The following is a 17,222-nucleotide window of genomic DNA, read 5'->3' as shown; positions in this document are numbered from 1 at the left end:
CTGAAATCAATAGTCCCGGCTACGAATTCAATGCATTCATCTCCAAAAATGAAGATTTCCTGATTTACACAAAATACAATAGCGAAGGAGGCCTGGGTAGCGGCGATTTGTACATTTCCAAAAAAGACAAAGACAATCGATGGAGCAAAGCAGAAAACATGGGCAATACCATCAACACAAAATTTATGGAATACTGCCCCTACTATGATGAAGCAAATGAAACTTTATACTTCACCAGCAAAAGGAATAGCATTCAGCCTAAAAAATTTGAAAGTGTTGCAAGACTCAATCAATATCTTGCGGAGAGTGAGAATGGGAATAGCAGGGTTTATAAGGTGAAGGTGAGGATAAAGGGAAAGAATGACAAAGGCTAGAATCGAATTAAGAAATAGGGACAAGAAGGACAACCTGCGACACTGAAACGGCAATAAGTCCCATTTGTCCTTAGTATCCTTTGAAGTTAATAAACCAACCAGAAGCTCCTCTAAGCTAATTTACCCGCCCAGGTTCAATCCCATTAATCAATGAAACCGGTGTGGGCAAAGCGATTTTTTTCTGGAAAGTATATCGCAAATAGGTCGCCGGAGGCAATCGTTATTCCTTGACCGTTGTCGATTTAATGAGAATTACTATTTTCATTTTAGACTGGGATATCTTACTGATAATGAGCAAATTTAATATAACGCGAACTTGACATAAAATCTGAAAACCACATTCGTGCCTACCGGCAGCAGGGGAACATAACATTTTATAATAGCTTTTGTTTAACAGTTCAAAAAATATGCTGACTAATGAAAACAAACACCTTGAGAATAACAATACATATGGTCTCAAGTCTTGATGGCATTATTGCCAAAAAAGACAATAGCGTTTCCTGGTTTGAAGTATCAGACAATTACGAGAAAGGAGTTATTGATCCAAATCCTGAAGAATTTTTAAAAACCATAGATTGCTATGTAATGGGAGCGCGGACTTATGAACATGCCATGGAGCTTTCTAAGTCATATGGTTGGGCTTACGGCGACAAACCAACAATTGTGCTAAGCAACAAACAATTATCCTCTGACAGGCAGAACATCGGATTTTATAAGGGCGACCTGAATAAACTTGTGCAAGAACGACTCATACCGAACTATAAGAATGTTTGGGTTGTTGGGGGTGCGAAGCTTACCAAAGAGTTCATTCGGTTGAAATTAGCAGACGAAATAAGATTATCCATTTTGCCAATCATTTTAGGTGAAGGAATGCCATTTTTTGACCATATAGAACAAGAACAAGCCTTACATTTGAAAGACGTAACAGCTTACCAAAATGGAATGGTTGAACTCCGTTACGAAATAAAAAAAGTATAGAACAACTAAGGAATAACAGCTTAAAATCAATCATCCCTAACGATTCAAATATCCCAGCCTCACCAAATCATTTCTTCCGGAGATTGCTCTCAAATAACCATCACTCAGCAGATAATACCTGTTTGCGACATCCAGAACACTATGATAATCATGGTCGGTCAGGATAATCCCTTTGGATTTTGAATGAGATCTAATCAGTTCTGTGACTGCTTGTACAATAATTGGTGAAATCCCATTGAAAGGTTCATCAAGTAATACAAACTTAGAAGGCAGGTTCAGTAACAGCTTAATCTCCAGATAACGAAGTTCCCCTCCTGAGAGTGAATTTACCTTAGTGCTCAGAAAGGGAGTCAGGATAGCATCATCCAAAAAACTATCCACTTTCTTACTATTTAAAGTAAGGTTGACAAGCTCCAGAACCGTTAAATTATTGGGTAAAAAGCTGTCCTGCGATAAATAAGAAATTTCCTTTATCAGCTGAGACTGGCTTAGCAATACCTTATCATTCACCCTGACGAATTTATTATCTGCCTTCTCCATACCAAACACGATCTTCATAAGGGTTGATTTACCAGTCCCGTTTCTGCCAAACAGGCCCACAATATCGCCGGTTTGGCATTTCAGATAGACATCGCTTAAGATTACCCGTTCAGCATACCTTTTAGCAAGACTATCGACTTCTAAAACATCAGGCAAGATCATAGAGAATGAAGAATGATCCAATCAAAACATTCAGGAGAATTGAGAAAATTACCAGAGCAGATTTAGTGATACCCATATTCTGATAATAGACGTATTCATTTTTGCGGGTTTGCTCTTTATAATAAAGGCTTAAAATCCAGCTTCCTGTCATAAATGCAATCCCGAAAACTGTAATAAAAAGCCTCCCTCCCATAGCTGCTAGCAATGCGGCAAATGTGAGACTTAAACTTAGCGTGCTTTTGTAGAATACAGAAAATAGCTTCAGTTTGCGCATTTATTTACGTTGATGTTTCTAAAATAAGGATTTCCAGTCATGTTGAGACTATGATATAGGGTGAGATCGAATAAAGAATGTTTAACTGAAGTTTAACAGGATATATTGCAATCTCTGATAGTTTATTTTGAGGTAGGATATTTTGTTGATATTATGGATATTTAATCAGGAACAATAAAAGATCCTCATAGATATTCATCAAGCATAATAATTAATTAAAGCTTCCGAATGAGAAAAATAATCGCAGGAATCAATATGACACTCGATGGATTTTGCGACCATACCGCAGGAATTCCGGATGAAGAAATACATCAGCATTACGCTGAATTATTAGATAAATCAGGCCTGGTGCTTTATGGAAGGATAACCTACCAGCTCATGCAATTCTGGCAAACCCTGCTAAAAAATCCTTCCGGTGAAAAATCAATGGACGATTTTGCGATCGCTATTGATAAAATTCCAAAAATCGTCTTTTCGAATACGCTGGAGAATACAGAATGGGATACCGCTCAACTGTCTGACAAATCTCTTGAAGAAAAGGTTCTAGAGCTGAAGCAATCTCCTGATGGTGGAGACATTCTGGTTGGCTGCCGGAGTCTGATCATACAGCTAATGAACCTTAGTTTGATTGATGAATTTCAGCTTTGTATTTATCCGGTTATCGTAGGCAGCGGTTTACCCCTGTTTGAAAATATACAGGACAGAACTCTTCTTAAACTGTTAAAGACAAAAGCTTTTAGCTCTGGTGCAGTATTGCATTACTATGAGCCTGTAAAGAATTGATCTTAAAAACCGGACAGGCCATGAGTATATAATCTAATCACAGCAAACCATTCCTGATATTTGTTAAATGATCTGATTACTATAGAATGACTACATTAAAGACCTGTCCAAAAGGGCATAAATTTTATAAGAGCAGCGACTGCCCTGTTTGTCCGATTTGTGAAGAAGAAAGAAAACCTGAGGACAGCTTTTTAGCCTTGCTTGGAGCGCCGGCGAGACGGGCTTTGGAGAATGAAGGAATTACAAGTTTAGAGAAACTATCTGCTTATAGCGAAAAGGAGATTTTATCGCTTCATGGAATGGGGAAAAGCAGCTTACCTAAATTGAATGATGCGTTAGACAAGGCAGGGCTTACATTCAAAATGATATAATTAGTCTTAAACAAAAGAGATTAAAAATCAGGATCTTATTTGGGTTTATTCTCGCAAAAACGTAGAGATGGCATTTCAAAACATACATCAAATGACCATAAGCCTTTGGGGCTTCGCGTCTTCGCGGGATATAATTTAATTAAAAATATCCACAAACGCTTTTTATTTCTTTTACTCCCAATTTTATTCCAAATCTTATATATTTGCACTCCAATCATAGAAAAGGGCTGATTTAATGGCTTTGAATTATGAATGGGGAAAAGCTTGTAAAAGCATTGCCCGGATGGCGAAATTGGTAAACGTTGCGGTCTCAGAAGCCGTTGGAGTACAATCCTTGAGAGTTCGAGTCTCTCTTCGGGCACGAGTAATGAGTTCTTTGTTAGCTGTTATCAGTTATCTGTAATTCCTAACTGAAAACAGGCAACTGGTAACTGATAACAACACAATGCCCAGGTGGCGAAATTGGTAGACGCACCACTTTGAGGGGGTGGCGCCCTAACGGGTGTGGCAGTTCGAATCTGCTCCTGGGCACAAAAGAATGTTATCTGTTGTCCGTTGGCTGTTAACTGGCTAGCGACGGGGACGGAAATTTTTAATTGAAATTTCTAAATATCTTCAGGAGATCCCTCTCAGCGAAGGGCTGATCGGGATGACGGTCTCTAGTGGCGGATTCATTCTCAACCCGATAGGCTATCGGGTGTCAACTATCAATTATTCATTATCAAGCCGTTCCTTTTAAAATCTTATTCCAGTACAGCCAGGGCAAAATCTTAGTTTTTAAAATCCACATGGTCCAGCGTGGCTTGGTCTGATCAAAAGGAAAGGTCATGGTCGGTTTGTTCGTATAATCAAACTCTGCCAACATTAACTTGCCATATTGTGTAGGAATTGGGCAGGCACTATAACCGCTATATTCGGCAGTCATTGGCTGATTAGCTAAAACAGCCAATACATTTTGCACAACCACTGGTGCCTGTTTACGAATAGCTGCTCCGGTTTTACTGCAAGGTGCATTTGTACAATCACCTAATGCAAATATATTCGGATAGCGGGAATGCTGCAGAGTGCTTTTATTTACTTCTACATAGCCATAAGGATTAGCGGCATCAGCCAGCGGACTGCTCTTTAAAAAATCAGGTGCCGACTGTGGGGGTACGGCATGACAAATATCAAATTTCATTTCCTTCTTTAGTACAATTCCATCAGCGTCCTTTTCTTCATAATGTACCGTTTTATTGGGGCCGTCCAGTTCAGTGACATTCACACCAAAATGGGGTTTTATATTATAATTCCGAACTACTTCAGTTAAGGTGTCCGCATACTCTTTTACAGCAAATATGGCACCCGCTCCTGATAGATAATGCACATCACACTTATCTAATATGCCTTTTTTTTGCCAGTAATCGCAAGCCAGATACATTATTTTATGAGGGGCACCACCACATTTTATCGGACTAACCGGATTGGTAAACACGGCAGTGCCTCCTTTAAAGTTCTTTATCAGTTCCCAGGTATACGGCGCAAAATCAAATAAGTAATTGCTGCTGACTTCATTCTTACCCAATGTTTCTTTAAAGCCAGCTATTTTTTGCCAGTCTAATTGTATACCCGGACAAACAATCAGCGCATCATAATCGTAAGATGCGCCGCTCTTACAAACCACCTTGTTTTCTTCCGGCAAAAATGTTTCTACAGCATCTTTAATCCACTTGGTTCCTTCAGGAATGTAGTCAGCCTGGTTTCTTACGGTTTTCTTAATGTCGAAAATCCCGGCACCCACCAAAGTCCATGCAGGTTGATAATAGTGTTTTAAAGAAGGGTCAATAATACTTATCTGTAGACTTTTATCCTTTTTTAAGAGCTGTGCAGCAACTGAAAGTCCGGCATTGCCGCCTCCAACAATAACTATTTTTTTAGCAGACATATCGCTTAATTTAATTCATAAACAAGGTAGCTATTGTATGTTGGCATGAGCGTAACTTTTGTTACATAGCACTGATTTACTGAGGAATAGTAAAGATGCTGGGGAGAATCTGGTCTTAGCTTTCTGAATTAGGATTCGTCTGGGTGAATGGAAAGTTTAATTGGGATGCATTTTTGGGGATCACTTTCTGCGAGGGTGAAGAAGGGAATTGTCAAGAGTCAAAATTTGATTTAATCTCGCTAAGTTCCCTCAGCTGCTGAAGGGCAGCTTTCGGGATGACCGCGCATATCCTGGCAGCAGGTAACTGATAACAGGTAAAATCTAAGCCATGAGGCGAAAACGAATTTCCTTAATGAAGAAGATGTGAATTCGTGTCTACTATAGTTCCAATTCCAGTCCATCATATGCCAGAAAAACCCCTTCCGGCAGTTCTTTAGACACTTCACGGTGAGTTCCCATGTTATGGCTGATGTGGGTGATATAGGTTTTTTTTGCTCCAATCTCGACTGCGAGTTGCAGGGCTTCATCAAGAGTGAAATGTGAAATATGCTTTGTTTTCTGCAAGGCATTGATTACCAGCAGTTCTGAACCTTTGATCTTTAGTTTTTCCTCTTCTGAAATCGAATTCGCATCAGTGATATAGGTAAAGCCTCCTACCCTGAAACCGAAAACAGGTAATTTGAAATGCATCACAGAAATGGGCATCACAGAGATTCCGGAAACATCAAAAGTCTGGTTTTCCTCAATATTGTTCAGTTTTAAACGGGGTATACCGGGGTAATTATTTCCTGAGAAAATATAATGAAACTCCTTCCTCAATGCCTCCTGAACCCTGATATGGGCATAAATATCAATTTCAGACTGCTGTTTATGATTGAAGGCACGTACATCATCCAGCCCGGCGACATGATCTTTGTGTTCATGGGTAAACAGAATTGCATCCAGATGCTTCACCCCTGCCCTGAGCATCTGGTAGCGAAAATCAGGCCCAGCATCGATCACCAGTGTTTTTCCCTGATCTTCAATCAGAACAGATACCCTCAAACGCTTATCACGCTTGCTTTTTGATTTACATACCGCGCAATCACAGGCAATGACCGGTACGCCCTGAGAGGTTCCTGTTCCTAAAAATGTGATCTTCAAAACTCTATTTTTGTTTGTTTCAATATGTAAAGGAATGCCTTTTGCTTCTCATCAAGCAGGTTTTCATCAGTTTCTGATCGCTGAAGCAGATCAGCCAATGAATTGATTTTACTTTCGAGGTTCGAAAATTTATTCACGATCACTATCCGGTCCTTCTCCAGAACACAGGAGCCGGTCTTAAAATTGCCCTTTTCATAACGCAGCTTAAATCCGAGAGTCTTAATCAGGGCTTCGAGCTTATCAAGTGTATGCTGGGTATAACTTAGGGCCATTGCATTTCAAAAATAACAAAAAAGGCTTCAAACACTAATGCCTGAAGCCTTTAAATTATTTTTATAAAGCTTATCGCAGATCCACAACTTCTACGCCCGGATAAAGCTTAGAATCAAATGCAAATATTGATTCAGGCACTTTAATATTCGGGGTGAAAGTCTTGATACTATAGGTATAACGGTTACCATTTTTGTCAAAGATTACCGCATTTACAATTTGTTTACTCAATTTATCAATCTGCAGTTTTACTTTAAAAAAGCTGCGTTTAGTATCTGTTGGACTCAAATCAATGTTATGAACCATTTTTCCGTTCACTTTGGTATCATTCGTATAAAGTGATTTAAATCCCTTCTCATAAATTGTGAACAATTTTGCAGGATTTAAAGCATCTGCCGAATTATCAACCTCACTCAACTGAACCTCTTTATCCGCTTTCAGGTAAGTCCACTGATTTTTACCATCACTGATCAGCTCCTGCCCTTTCAAAACAACCTTATACTTATTCACCTTCGATTTCACAAACAAGGTCCCGCTTTGGGTTTCTTTGATCTTTGCCTCAGGGTTTTCAAGGGTGTATGAAAACTCTGTCTTAATCACGTCATAACTGCGGTACTTTTTCGAAACTTCTGCCAAAATTGCCTTTGCTTTCACTTCGCTCTGCGCCATCACACTTATTCCGGAACCTAAAACAAGAAACGCAGCTATAAATAACTTCTTCATTTGATTTTTTCTTTAGTTAATCATTGTTATCTAATGTATTCAAGAACTGTTCCAAAGAATATTCGTCAGGTATCAGAACTTCTCTGGCCTTGCTCCCTTCAAATGGTCCGACGATATTTGCGGCCTCCAGTTGATCAATTATACGGCCTGCCCTGTTATATCCTAATTTCAGCTTTCGCTGGATTAAAGAGGTAGAACCCTGCTGATGCATCACAATCAAACGTGCAGCTTCTTCAAACATCGGATCCCTGTCGGAGGCATCAAAATCTTTTGCCGATGAATCAGCATTTTCATCCAGATATTCAGGAAGCATCCATGCTGAAGGATATCCGCGCTGTGAACCGATAAACTCTGACACTTTTTCCACTTCCGGAGTGTCTACAAAGGCACATTGTATCCTGATCAGGTCGCTTCCTGTGGATAAAAGCATGTCCCCGCGTCCAATCAACTGATCTGCACCCCCGCTATCAAGGATCGTTCTTGAGTCAATTTTAGATAACACTCTAAACGCCAGACGTGCCGGGAAATTCGCTTTGATTGTACCAGTGATAATGTTTACTGAAGGGCGCTGGGTTGCAATTACAAGGTGTATACCAACCGCACGGGCCAATTGGGCAATTCTGGCAATCGGTGTTTCAACTTCCTTACCAGCCGTCATCATCAGATCGGCAAACTCATCTATGATCAGCACGATAAAGGGCAGAAAACGATGCCCTTCATTAGGATTAAGCTTCCTGCTGATGAATTTCTGATTATACTCTTTCAAATTCCGTACATGTCCGTTTTTCAACAGGTCATAACGCATATCCATTTCAATACACAGGGAATTTAAAGTTGTGATTACCTTTTTGGTATCAGTAATGATCGCATCTGCTTCACCCGGCAATTTGGCAAGAAAATGCCTTTCAATCTTCCTGAAAAGCGTCAATTCCACTTTTTTGGGATCAACCAGCACAAACTTTAATTGCGACGGGTGCATTTTGTACAGTAAGGAGATCAAAATTGCGTTGATACCAACCGATTTCCCCTGTCCGGTAGCACCGGCAACCAGCAAATGCGGCATTTTTGACAGGTCAGCAATATAAACCTCATTTGAAATTGTTTTCCCGAGTGCAATAGGCAAATCCATCGTTGTATTCTGGAATTTCTCTGTGGCAAGCACAGAACGCATCGATACCATTTCAGGATGCTGATTCGGAACCTCAATACCAATAGTTCCCTTTCCGGGCATCGGGGCAATGATACGGATACCCAGTGCTGCAAGGCTCAGGGCAATATCATCTTCCAGATTTTTAATTTTCGAGATCCTCACTCCGGGTGCAGGAATAATCTCATACAAAGTTACCGTCGGACCGATAGTTGCCTTGATCTTATCAATCTCTATATTATAATGGTTGAGTGTCTCAACTATTTTATTCTTGTTGGCTTCAAGCTCTTCAGAATTAACTGCAATCTTATTGGAACCATAATTTTCGAGAAGATCGAGGGTTGGGTATTTGTAGCTTGACAGATCCAGGGTTGGATCATACATACCAAACTGCTCAACAAGCTCAGTCGATTTCTTCTCCTCTTCGGTTTTCTCGATTGTAAGCGGGGGTGAATCCTTCAAATCATTGGATACTGCCAGAGATGTTTCAAAAGGCACATTTTTGGCAGGACTAAGTACTACGGGCTTATGTTCTTCAGGTTCAGGTTCTTCAGGAAGCTCAATAGGTGGAAGATTCTGACTCAGTTTTTGTGTATTTCCGTTACTTGTTTCCTGTCCGGGGCGATTGGGTAAATTAAATTCCACCGGCGGATACAAGATTTCATCCTCCAGTTCAACCTCATCACTGGTTTCAGGAACAACATATTTAGGTTTTGCTCTGCGTTCCGGTAGTTTGAAATCGATGTTATAAGCAATGATCAATACACTTAAACCTGCAAATGCCAGCAATCCGGCAGTACCGGCATCTCCAATCTGAGCCTGCAGCAGGCGATTGGTCCAGAACCCGAACTCACCTTCGAGAAAATGTGGGTAATCACTGATGAAAGCATGGAAAAATGCAAGTGTAATTGAAGTGAAAATCAGTAAAAAGAAGGAATAAGCAAGCGTTTTTGTTATAGATAAAACCTTGATTTTAAATAACATGCGGTATCCTATGATAAAAAAAACACCGATAAAGAGGAAAGATGCAACACCAAACCACTCATAAATAAACTGATGAGATAAAAGTGCACCTAATTTACCAAGCCAGTTTTGAACTGCCGGCTGGTTAAGTCCCATTTCAGTCAGCTCCTGCTGAGTTTTCATCAAATTACTCCAGCCACCATTGGCATCGATCACATAACTCTGATCATCCTGCCAGGTGAACAGATAGGAAGTGAAGGCCACCATGAAATAAAGCGATACGATCAGAAAGAACAGACCGATTATCTTTATAGTCCGGTCGTCATTCAACTTGAACTTCGGCAGATCCTCAGCTGTTTCTTTCGGAACCCGCTGTTTTGGGGCAGGCTTAGACTTTGGCTCATCGCGAAAAGAATTGGCACTCCTGAATTGGTTTCCTTTTAGTAAGGGCATTCGAAAATTTGCTAAATATTGACAAATATAATGTTATAAAGAATATCTGAGATAGCCTAAATCTGCTGCATTTTTTATTTAATTTTCTTAATATTGATAAACAGATGTTTAGTTCATTTAATACCTTATAAAATGGATCAGGATTTACTGGAGGAATACATTGTAACCGGCAATGCAATTGAGTTATATGCACTTCTAAACTCTAATCCGAAACTTGCCATTCAAAAAACGAGTCAGCAGATCTCTCCTTTACTGCTCTGCTGTTACTATAAAAAGCCCGAACTGGCTGATATTATTTTAAAGCATGTTCCCGAAATCAGCATTTTTGAGGCTTCAGCCTTAGGAAAGAACGATCATATTACCAACATTGTCGCAGAAAATCCCGGTCTGATTCATGAATTTTCTGATGATGGATTTACACCACTTAGTCTGGCTGCCTATTTTGGAAACGAGGATGTAGTCCGGAACCTGCTTCTTAGTGGTGCGGATCCAAATATCCCATCAAAAAATGGGTTTAGCGTATACCCTATCCACTCTGCTGTCGCGTCAAATTACACCATGATTGCCAAAATGCTTCTGGAAGCAGGTGCCGACATCAATGTGGTGCAAAAGTCGGGAGCAACCCCGCTTCATTCAGCTGCCCATAATGGCAATATCGAACTCCTGATCGTTTTACTGGAGGCCGGGGCTATTGTTGATGCAAAAATGGAAGACGGCAAAACTGCTGCTGACAAGGCTTTTGAAAAGGGGTTTCTTGAAATTGCAAAGATTCTTTCCTGACAGACCGCTTTATTTCTTTCTTGAAAACAACCAAACGCGACTTCTTTGCGTAGGTACTTGAAAACTAAATAAATAATTTATGAAAAAGTCCCTACTCATTGGTTCCATTAAATCAATTTCCCTTATTTTGCTGTCTGTACTTGTACTTTCAGGCTGCAAAAAGGATGAAGTGGAAGAACCTGTCAGCCTGATAAAAAAGGCTAACGTTACCTTAAGTGGTGCACAGGAAGTCCCTGCAGTAAATACTACCGGGACCGGCACAGCGGAGATCTCTTATGATCCTACAATGAAAATGATCACTTACAAGATCACCTGGCAATTAGGAAGTGCGTCAGCAACAACAACCAACATGCATTTTCATGGTTCTGATACTGGCAGTGATGCTGTAAGTTCGGGTGTTGCAATTGGTATCACTGGATTTGCAACCGGAAGCAGTGGTACTTTAAGTGGAATGACCGTCGCCCTGACAAGTGCCCAGGAAGCACAGTTATTGGCCGGTAAATGGTATGTAAACATTCACAGTTCAACTGTAGGTTCTGGCGAATTAAGAGGGAATATTAAATTCTAGTGAATGGATTGTTAAGCCGGGCTTGATCCTTTGTCACCGCGGGCTTGACCCGCGGTCAAAAATCCCAAACACTACTTGCCCTGATCCTTTTGATATAATGCCTAACATCCAAAACAATGGCTGCAAATACATAAAATATCAGTGGAAAGCCTACGGCCAGAAATGAGGAGTAAATAAAAAATAGTCTGATCTTGGAAATGGATATATTAAATCGCTCTCCAAGATAGGTACATACCCCAAAAGAACGTTTTTCGAAAAATGTAAGAAACTGCTGAAACATTTTACTTGCTCAAAAATTTGATTCCAATCCCGCAAGATAAGCATTTCTTTTGATCACAATATGATTTTTTTAATTGTATAAGTGCCTGACTTATTGCAGAATTACTCGAATTTACCCCAATATCATTAAACTTTCTGATAATTGCATTTTGTTCTGGCTTAAGGCCTTCAAGCAGGATTATACCCCTTTCCCTGTGTATTACACTTCCTGTTCTGATACCAAATGCGAACAAAAAAACTGACACTGTATTAATCAGAATATTACTTATGGCCTCTTCTCCGAATGAAACAGCAGAATATTTACATTCCTGATCAAAGCGATAATGTGTATTCCAATACTCATTGAGCTTTAACTTATTAAACATCGCAATAATGACAGCAATATCCTTTTCATCAATGATTTTAGAGAATAAATGGTTTGAACGGATTATCAGGGCAGCAAACTGAGCGAGCCGGACTGACGGAAAATTACGTGGTCTTAATCGCATATATTTCCATAAGTATTTATCTATTGGCCTCAAATCGTGCTTTTTCCGCAGAAATTGATACTCCTTTCTGAGCAATTGCGGATAAGGATCTATTAGCTTGTTGTCCAGAAAGCCTGCCTGTCCGAAGATAAGCGCCTCAATCTGAAGTGGGCGATCCTTGTATCTTGCCAATAATGACTGCGGCAGGGATCTGGCAAGCATTTCGAAGGGTAAGGCATTGGTTTTAAAACCGAAGTTCCGGGCCAGGTTAATATAAAAGGCATCATTCCAGCTGCCTTTTACTTCAATCAGGAGTGTTTCAATCAGCTCGCTTTTTTCCTCAAGACGTTCTATCAAAATCCTTGTAAGACAAGTATTTATAAAAAGTTCATCAAGCTGTTTAATTTTCCTTTCACAGGGAATCCAGTTCAGGCCTGCCATCAGGTCCTCATAGTTTTGAGTGATCTCTTCAGGAATCAGATTTCCAATTTCCAAAACAGCAATTTCCGTTCCATCAGTTCTGAAAATTCGCTGATCATGATATGCCACCACATGCAGGATCACATTATCATAGGCTTTGTCGAACTGATGCTGATGCCGGCACCAATCTGAAGAGTGGATATGAATTTCTACGTTCCCAGCCCATAAAGTATCTCCAATCCGGATTTTTGCATTGGAGAAATCGGGACCGGCATGGTGGTTATGATGTCCGGGACGGATTATATCCAGGCTCTCTCCTGAGGTACTTTTTAGATCTGATACTTGGTAAAGACGGAATTTCCAGATATAATGCAGTAAATCTTCATTGAGAATCATGAATTAATATGCCGAAAATAATTATGGCAGTAAAAAATTATGATTAAACGGTATTAAGAATTGTTTAAGTGGTTGAATTAAGAAATTTACGTGCCGGGAATGTTGTCTGTATTATGATATAAGGATATTAGGATTTTCTAACTATGGTAATCAAAGAAATCAACTGAATCACGGTTCAGGCAAATGGCATAAAATCTGAATTAGGATTAATAGGATTTTAGGATGGTAGGATTATTACGGTTTTCTAAATCATGGTAATCAAAGAAATTAACTGAATCACGGTTCAGGCAAATGGCATAAAATCTGAATTAGGATTAGTAGGATTTTAGGATGGTAGGATTATTACGGTTTTCTAAATCATGGTAATTTATTCAATCACCTTAATCACGGTTCAGGCAAATGGCATAACATCTGAATTAGGATTAATAGGATTTTAGGATGGCAGGATTATTACGGTTTTCTAAATCATGGTAATCAAAGAAATTAACTGAATCACGGTTCAGGCAAATGGCATAAAATCTGAATTAGGATTAATAGGATGGTAGGATTTTAGGATTTCTAAATCATGGTAATTAATTCAATCACCTTAATCACGGTATATACAAATAGAATATTTTCTTTAACAGGATTAATAGGTTGGCAGGATTTAAGTCATCCTAAAATCCTCGAATCCTAAAATCCTAATTCCGGGTGGCATATTCCCAATTAAAATCCAATACCTTCCAGCAATGGTTCCATTTCAGATTGAAGTTTCTTGGCTTCTTCCCTGGCGCGCTCGGCAAAATCCTCACCTGATGAGGCATAGATTATTGATCGCGAGGAATTTACAAGCAATCCACAGCTTTTGGATAAGCCGTATTTACAAACGTCCTGTAAGCTTCCTCCCTGTGCTCCCACTCCGGGAACCAGAAGAAAGTGATCAGGCGCATATTTACGGATATTCAGGAATTCTTCTCCGCGGGTCGCACCTACCACGTACATCAGACGATCATTTCCTGCCCAGGTATTTGCTCTTTGAATCACATTTTCAAACAAACGACCTGTTCCGGTTTCTATAAACTGAAAGTCCTTCCCTCCTTCATTGGATGTTAATGCGAGTAAAATGACCCATTTATCCTGAAATTCAAGAAAAGGCTTTACCGAATCACTTCCCATATATGGAGCAATGGTGATTGCATCAAAGTTCATCCCTGAAGAGGCTGGATCAAAAAAGGCTTTAGCATACATGGATGAGGTATTTCCAATATCGCCACGTTTGGCATCTATGATCCCAAGACAAGTAGAAGGTATATGCTTAGAAGTTCCGATTAAACTTTTCCAGCCAGCAATTCCCCGGCTTTCGTAGAAAGCACTGTTTGGCTTGTAAGCAACGCAAAGATCATGGGTGGCTTCTATGATCCGCTTATTAAATTCGAGAACAGGATCTTCAAAATCCAGTAAAAACTTGGGAATGAGTGTTATATCGGTATCCAGACCAACACAAAGGAAGGATTTCTTGATTTTTATCTGCTCAATTAACTGTTCTCTGTTCATTATTTCCTGCAATATTGGAGCGAAAATAATTAAAGCTGAGTTCAGAGCATTAAAAAAATAAATAAAGTTTTGTTTTATTTGATATTATTGCATAGAATTGTGTCATAATCTCAATTTATCCCTGAATTCAGGAAATCACAAAAATTCTCTCAAAGCATTTCTTTTGCAAGAATTCTTGTGTCGTCGATTTCCAGGATAGATGTTTTGAACTAAAATCCCAAAAAAATATAAACCAAATTTAATGCTGGATAGTAATAAATTGAACGATAAGCTCGTTTCTGAGCTACGTGAAATTGCTCAAACCTTAGGTGTTCAGGATACTGATACCCTACGCAAACAGGATCTGATATCCAAGATTCTTGAATTTGCAGAAACCTCCCCTGCGACCGAAAATAGTGAAGCGGTAACTGAGAGTGTTGATGCAGCTGAACCTTCTGATTCGGGTGCAAGACCACGGAAACGTCTTCGCAGCACTAAACCTGTTGCTGAAAGCAAACAACATAAGGAAGTCCCGCTGGATAATACCCGCACATTTGATTTTCCTGAGGATGATGATATCCCCGCAATTGATCCTGTTCAGAATATAAGTGATTCTGAAAGCCCTGCTGATACATTACCGGAGAGTAAAGAGGCTAAACCTGCAGAGCATGCAGAGCCAAGAAAATTTGAACGCAGGCAAAACCAAAATCAAAATCAAAATCCAAGAAGTCAGGAAGCTCCTGTAATCAATATGGATTTTGATAATGTTATTGTCAATGAGGGAATTTTGGAGATCATGCCGGATGGTTATGGTTTTTTAAGATCATCCGATTATAATTATCTTTCATCACCTGATGATATTTATGTTTCTCAATCACAAATAAAGCTTTTCGGACTTAAGACCGGGGATACCGTAAGAGGCAGCATCCGTCCGCCGAAAGAAGGTGAAAAATATTTTCCTTTAGTAAGAGTTGAAGCAATCAATGGCCGTATTCCGGCAGAGGTACGTGACAGAGTACCATTTGATTACCTTACCCCATTATTTCCAACTGAAAAACTAAACCTTTTTGTAGATACTGCAAATCACTCTACACGTATCATTGATTTGTTTACTCCTATTGGTAAAGGACAACGTGGATTGATCGTAGCACAGCCTAAAACTGGTAAAACAATGCTCCTTAAGGATGTGGCTAATGCAATTGCGAAAAACCATCCTGAAGTGTATCTAATCATTTTACTGATTGACGAGCGTCCGGAAGAGGTTACGGATATGGCCAGAAGCGTACGTGCCGAGGTAGTTTCTTCTACCTTTGACGAACCTGCAGAACGCCATGTTAAAATTGCCAACATTGTGCTTGAAAAGGCTAAGCGTATGGTTGAATGCGGGCATGATGTGGTTATTCTTCTCGATTCTATTACCCGTTTGGCAAGAGCATACAATACTGTAGCACCTGCTTCAGGTAAAATATTATCCGGGGGGGTGGATGCAAATGCATTACACAAGCCTAAACGCTTTTTCGGTGCGGCCAGAAACATCGAGGATGGTGGTTCATTAACTATCCTAGCAACGGCTCTTACCGAGACCGGTTCTAAGATGGATGAGGTGATCTTTGAAGAATTTAAGGGAACAGGTAATATGGAGCTTCAGTTAGACAGGAAACTTTCTAACAAGCGTATTTTCCCTGCGATCGACCTTACCGCTTCAAGTACTCGTCGTGATGATCTGCTGCTTGATAAGGATACACTACAAAGGATCTGGATCTTGCGTAATCACCTGGCTGACATGAATTCTCAGGAATCAATGGAGTTTTTACAATCGCAAATGCGTGGTACAAAAACAAACGAGGAATTCCTGATATCAATGAACTCCTGATCCGATCAGATCAGAGTTCATTCTATTGAATTAAACGCATCGGGCTGAACCAAAATAATTTCAGATGAAGAAGCATATTCCTAATTCTGTAACCTGCCTGAACCTGTTCAGCGGCTGCCTTGGGATTGTTTTTGCATTCCAGGGAAATCTGATCTGGGCATCATATGCGATAGTAATTGCAGCAGTGTTCGATTTTTTTGATGGGATGCTGGCAAGGTTATTAAAAGCCTACTCAGACATCGGTAAGGAATTGGATTCACTGGCAGATATGGTAAGTTTTGGGGTTTTACCCTCAGTAATTATCTATCAACTCTTTGCCCTTTCTCCGCAAATAGATTTTGGAGCTTCATGGTTGAGCTTTTCGGCTTTTATAATCGCTGTCTTTTCGGCCTTAAGACTTGCCAAGTTTAATATAGACACGAGGCAATCCGAGAATTTTATTGGCCTTCCTACCCCCGCAAATGCACTTTTAATAGCCTCTTTTCCTTTAATTATTAGTGATAGCAATACCTATTTTGTCGGTTTAATCCTGAATCAATGGCTTCTGGTAATCTTTAGTATAATCATGAGCTTGCTGCTGGTGGCAGAAATGCCATTGATTTCACTGAAATTTAAATCATTAAAGTTTAAGGAAAATCTGCTTCGCTATATTCTGATCATTTCGTCTTTGCTCCTATTATTGTTTTTAAAATTTGAAGCAGTTCCGATCATTATTATTATTTATTTTCTGGTATCCCTGGTTCAGTTCAGAACAGGAGACAAAGATCTAACGGGACAATAATCAGAATTTCAGTAGATTAATAAACTGAATGAGGGAGATAA

The 17,222-nt window shown here is 39.7% G+C and carries 17 protein-coding genes, 2 tRNA genes and 1 pseudogene; 10 read left to right on the top strand and 10 right to left on the bottom strand.

Annotated elements, in window-relative coordinates; all coding sequences use genetic code 11:
• Positions 1-374: pseudogene (locus tag VGE44_RS17965) on the top strand (hypothetical protein); the annotation flags it as partial.
• Positions 375-806: 432 nt separating this feature from the next.
• Positions 807-1,352: a dihydrofolate reductase family protein gene (locus VGE44_RS17960; RefSeq protein ID WP_331081749.1), complete on the top strand. Its 546-nt coding sequence runs from the start codon at positions 807-809 to the stop codon at positions 1,350-1,352.
• A 36-nt stretch (positions 1,353-1,388) separates the two neighbouring features.
• Here the strand turns inward: VGE44_RS17960 and VGE44_RS17955 are convergent, their stop codons facing one another.
• Both VGE44_RS17955 and VGE44_RS17950 read right to left on the bottom strand, forming a co-directional pair.
• Complete coding sequence (locus VGE44_RS17955) at positions 1,389-2,054, bottom strand: ATP-binding cassette domain-containing protein (protein WP_331081747.1); 666 nt, start codon at positions 2,052-2,054, stop codon at positions 1,389-1,391.
• Positions 2,041-2,328, bottom strand: a complete 288-nt coding sequence (locus VGE44_RS17950) for a hypothetical protein (RefSeq protein ID WP_331081745.1) — start codon at positions 2,326-2,328, stop codon at positions 2,041-2,043. Before VGE44_RS17950 ends, VGE44_RS17955 begins: the two co-directional genes overlap by 14 nt.
• Positions 2,329-2,556: 228 nt before the next feature.
• Between VGE44_RS17950 and VGE44_RS17945 the strand changes: the two genes are divergently transcribed.
• From VGE44_RS17945 to VGE44_RS17930, 4 genes are all read left to right on the top strand, one after another.
• Positions 2,557-3,111 carry a dihydrofolate reductase family protein gene (locus VGE44_RS17945; protein ID WP_331081743.1) on the top strand — a complete coding sequence of 185 codons (555 nt, stop codon included), beginning with the start codon at positions 2,557-2,559 and terminating at the stop codon, positions 3,109-3,111.
• A gap of 86 nt (positions 3,112-3,197) precedes the next feature.
• Positions 3,198-3,482, top strand: a complete 285-nt coding sequence (locus VGE44_RS17940; RefSeq protein WP_331081741.1) for an RNA polymerase alpha subunit C-terminal domain-containing protein — start codon at positions 3,198-3,200, stop codon at positions 3,480-3,482.
• Between the two features lie 277 nt (positions 3,483-3,759).
• A tRNA-Leu gene (locus VGE44_RS17935) sits at positions 3,760-3,843 on the top strand.
• 86 nt (positions 3,844-3,929) lie between these two features.
• Positions 3,930-4,013, top strand: a tRNA-Leu gene (locus VGE44_RS17930).
• A 190-nt stretch (positions 4,014-4,203) separates the two neighbouring features.
• Here VGE44_RS17930 and VGE44_RS17925 read toward each other — a convergent pair.
• The 5 genes from VGE44_RS17925 to VGE44_RS17905 all read right to left on the bottom strand — a co-directional run bounded on the left by VGE44_RS17925 (position 4,204) and on the right by VGE44_RS17905 (position 10,105).
• Positions 4,204-5,406 (bottom strand): FAD/NAD(P)-binding oxidoreductase, encoded by a 1,203-nt coding sequence (locus tag VGE44_RS17925; protein WP_331081739.1) that lies wholly within the window; start codon positions 5,404-5,406, stop codon positions 4,204-4,206.
• A gap of 378 nt (positions 5,407-5,784) precedes the next feature.
• Positions 5,785-6,549 carry an MBL fold metallo-hydrolase gene (locus VGE44_RS17920; RefSeq protein ID WP_331081737.1) on the bottom strand — a complete coding sequence of 255 codons (765 nt, stop codon included), beginning with the start codon at positions 6,547-6,549 and terminating at the stop codon, positions 5,785-5,787.
• Positions 6,546-6,821 (bottom strand): hypothetical protein, encoded by a 276-nt coding sequence (locus VGE44_RS17915; protein WP_331081735.1) that lies wholly within the window; start codon positions 6,819-6,821, stop codon positions 6,546-6,548. Before VGE44_RS17915 ends, VGE44_RS17920 begins: the two co-directional genes overlap by 4 nt.
• Positions 6,822-6,891: 70 nt before the next feature.
• Positions 6,892-7,542 (bottom strand): outer membrane lipoprotein carrier protein LolA, encoded by a 651-nt coding sequence (locus VGE44_RS17910; RefSeq protein ID WP_331081733.1) that lies wholly within the window; start codon positions 7,540-7,542, stop codon positions 6,892-6,894.
• A 16-nt stretch (positions 7,543-7,558) separates the two neighbouring features.
• Complete coding sequence (locus tag VGE44_RS17905; RefSeq protein ID WP_331081731.1) at positions 7,559-10,105, bottom strand: DNA translocase FtsK; 2,547 nt, start codon at positions 10,103-10,105, stop codon at positions 7,559-7,561.
• 132 nt (positions 10,106-10,237) lie between these two features.
• Between VGE44_RS17905 and VGE44_RS17900 the strand changes: the two genes are divergently transcribed.
• Positions 10,238-10,885 carry an ankyrin repeat domain-containing protein gene (locus tag VGE44_RS17900; protein WP_331081729.1) on the top strand — a complete coding sequence of 216 codons (648 nt, stop codon included), beginning with the start codon at positions 10,238-10,240 and terminating at the stop codon, positions 10,883-10,885.
• 79 nt (positions 10,886-10,964) lie between these two features.
• The gene (locus VGE44_RS17895) at positions 10,965-11,453 is read left to right on the top strand and encodes a CHRD domain-containing protein (RefSeq protein ID WP_331081727.1); all 489 of its coding nucleotides are present in this window, start codon (positions 10,965-10,967) and stop codon (positions 11,451-11,453) included.
• Between the two features lie 55 nt (positions 11,454-11,508).
• On the opposite strand, the gene VGE44_RS17890 is transcribed toward VGE44_RS17895, so the two are convergent.
• The 3 genes from VGE44_RS17890 to pyrF all read right to left on the bottom strand — a co-directional run bounded on the left by VGE44_RS17890 (position 11,509) and on the right by pyrF (position 14,548).
• Positions 11,509-11,733, bottom strand: a complete 225-nt coding sequence (locus tag VGE44_RS17890; RefSeq protein WP_305363648.1) for a PspC domain-containing protein — start codon at positions 11,731-11,733, stop codon at positions 11,509-11,511.
• A gap of 1 nt (position 11,734) precedes the next feature.
• Complete coding sequence (locus VGE44_RS17885) at positions 11,735-13,015, bottom strand: DUF2851 family protein (RefSeq protein WP_331081724.1); 1,281 nt, start codon at positions 13,013-13,015, stop codon at positions 11,735-11,737.
• Positions 13,016-13,720: 705 nt separating this feature from the next.
• On the bottom strand, positions 13,721-14,548 hold the full coding sequence (gene pyrF, locus VGE44_RS17880) for an orotidine-5'-phosphate decarboxylase (RefSeq protein ID WP_331081722.1): 828 nt from the start codon (positions 14,546-14,548) through the stop codon (positions 13,721-13,723).
• A 241-nt stretch (positions 14,549-14,789) separates the two neighbouring features.
• On the opposite strand from pyrF, the gene rho reads away from it, so the two are divergent.
• Both rho and pssA read left to right on the top strand, forming a co-directional pair.
• Entirely contained in the window at positions 14,790-16,400 is a 1,611-nt protein-coding gene (rho, locus tag VGE44_RS17875) for a transcription termination factor Rho (RefSeq protein ID WP_331081720.1), read from the top strand.
• Positions 16,401-16,464: 64 nt separating this feature from the next.
• Positions 16,465-17,181 carry a CDP-diacylglycerol--serine O-phosphatidyltransferase gene (pssA, locus tag VGE44_RS17870; RefSeq protein ID WP_331081718.1) on the top strand — a complete coding sequence of 239 codons (717 nt, stop codon included), beginning with the start codon at positions 16,465-16,467 and terminating at the stop codon, positions 17,179-17,181.
• Positions 17,182-17,222: the final 41 nt, after the last annotated feature.

The organism is Daejeonella sp. (assembly GCF_036405355.1).
GTDB lineage: Bacteria > Bacteroidota > Bacteroidia > Sphingobacteriales > Sphingobacteriaceae > Daejeonella.
This window is presented reverse-complemented; position numbering and strand designations above follow the sequence as displayed.

Coding starts and splice junctions, on each gene's coding strand:
- VGE44_RS17955 (WP_331081747.1), bottom strand. CDS start 2,054: ATGATCTTGCCTGATGTTTTAGAAGTCGATAGTCTTGCTAAAAGGTAT.
- VGE44_RS17950 (WP_331081745.1), bottom strand. CDS start 2,328: ATGCGCAAACTGAAGCTATTTTCTGTATTCTACAAAAGCACGCTAAGT.
- VGE44_RS17945 (WP_331081743.1), top strand. CDS start 2,557: ATGAGAAAAATAATCGCAGGAATCAATATGACACTCGATGGATTTTGC.
- VGE44_RS17940 (WP_331081741.1), top strand. CDS start 3,198: ATGACTACATTAAAGACCTGTCCAAAAGGGCATAAATTTTATAAGAGC.
- VGE44_RS17925 (WP_331081739.1), bottom strand. CDS start 5,406: ATGTCTGCTAAAAAAATAGTTATTGTTGGAGGCGGCAATGCCGGACTT.
- VGE44_RS17915 (WP_331081735.1), bottom strand. CDS start 6,821: ATGGCCCTAAGTTATACCCAGCATACACTTGATAAGCTCGAAGCCCTG.
- VGE44_RS17910 (WP_331081733.1), bottom strand. CDS start 7,542: ATGAAGAAGTTATTTATAGCTGCGTTTCTTGTTTTAGGTTCCGGAATA.
- VGE44_RS17905 (WP_331081731.1), bottom strand. CDS start 10,105: ATGCCCTTACTAAAAGGAAACCAATTCAGGAGTGCCAATTCTTTTCGC.
- VGE44_RS17900 (WP_331081729.1), top strand. CDS start 10,238: ATGGATCAGGATTTACTGGAGGAATACATTGTAACCGGCAATGCAATT.
- VGE44_RS17895 (WP_331081727.1), top strand. CDS start 10,965: ATGAAAAAGTCCCTACTCATTGGTTCCATTAAATCAATTTCCCTTATT.
- VGE44_RS17890 (WP_305363648.1), bottom strand. CDS start 11,733: ATGTTTCAGCAGTTTCTTACATTTTTCGAAAAACGTTCTTTTGGGGTA.
- VGE44_RS17885 (WP_331081724.1), bottom strand. CDS start 13,015: ATGATTCTCAATGAAGATTTACTGCATTATATCTGGAAATTCCGTCTT.
- pyrF (WP_331081722.1), bottom strand. CDS start 14,548: ATGAACAGAGAACAGTTAATTGAGCAGATAAAAATCAAGAAATCCTTC.
- rho (WP_331081720.1), top strand. CDS start 14,790: ATGCTGGATAGTAATAAATTGAACGATAAGCTCGTTTCTGAGCTACGT.
- pssA (WP_331081718.1), top strand. CDS start 16,465: ATGAAGAAGCATATTCCTAATTCTGTAACCTGCCTGAACCTGTTCAGC.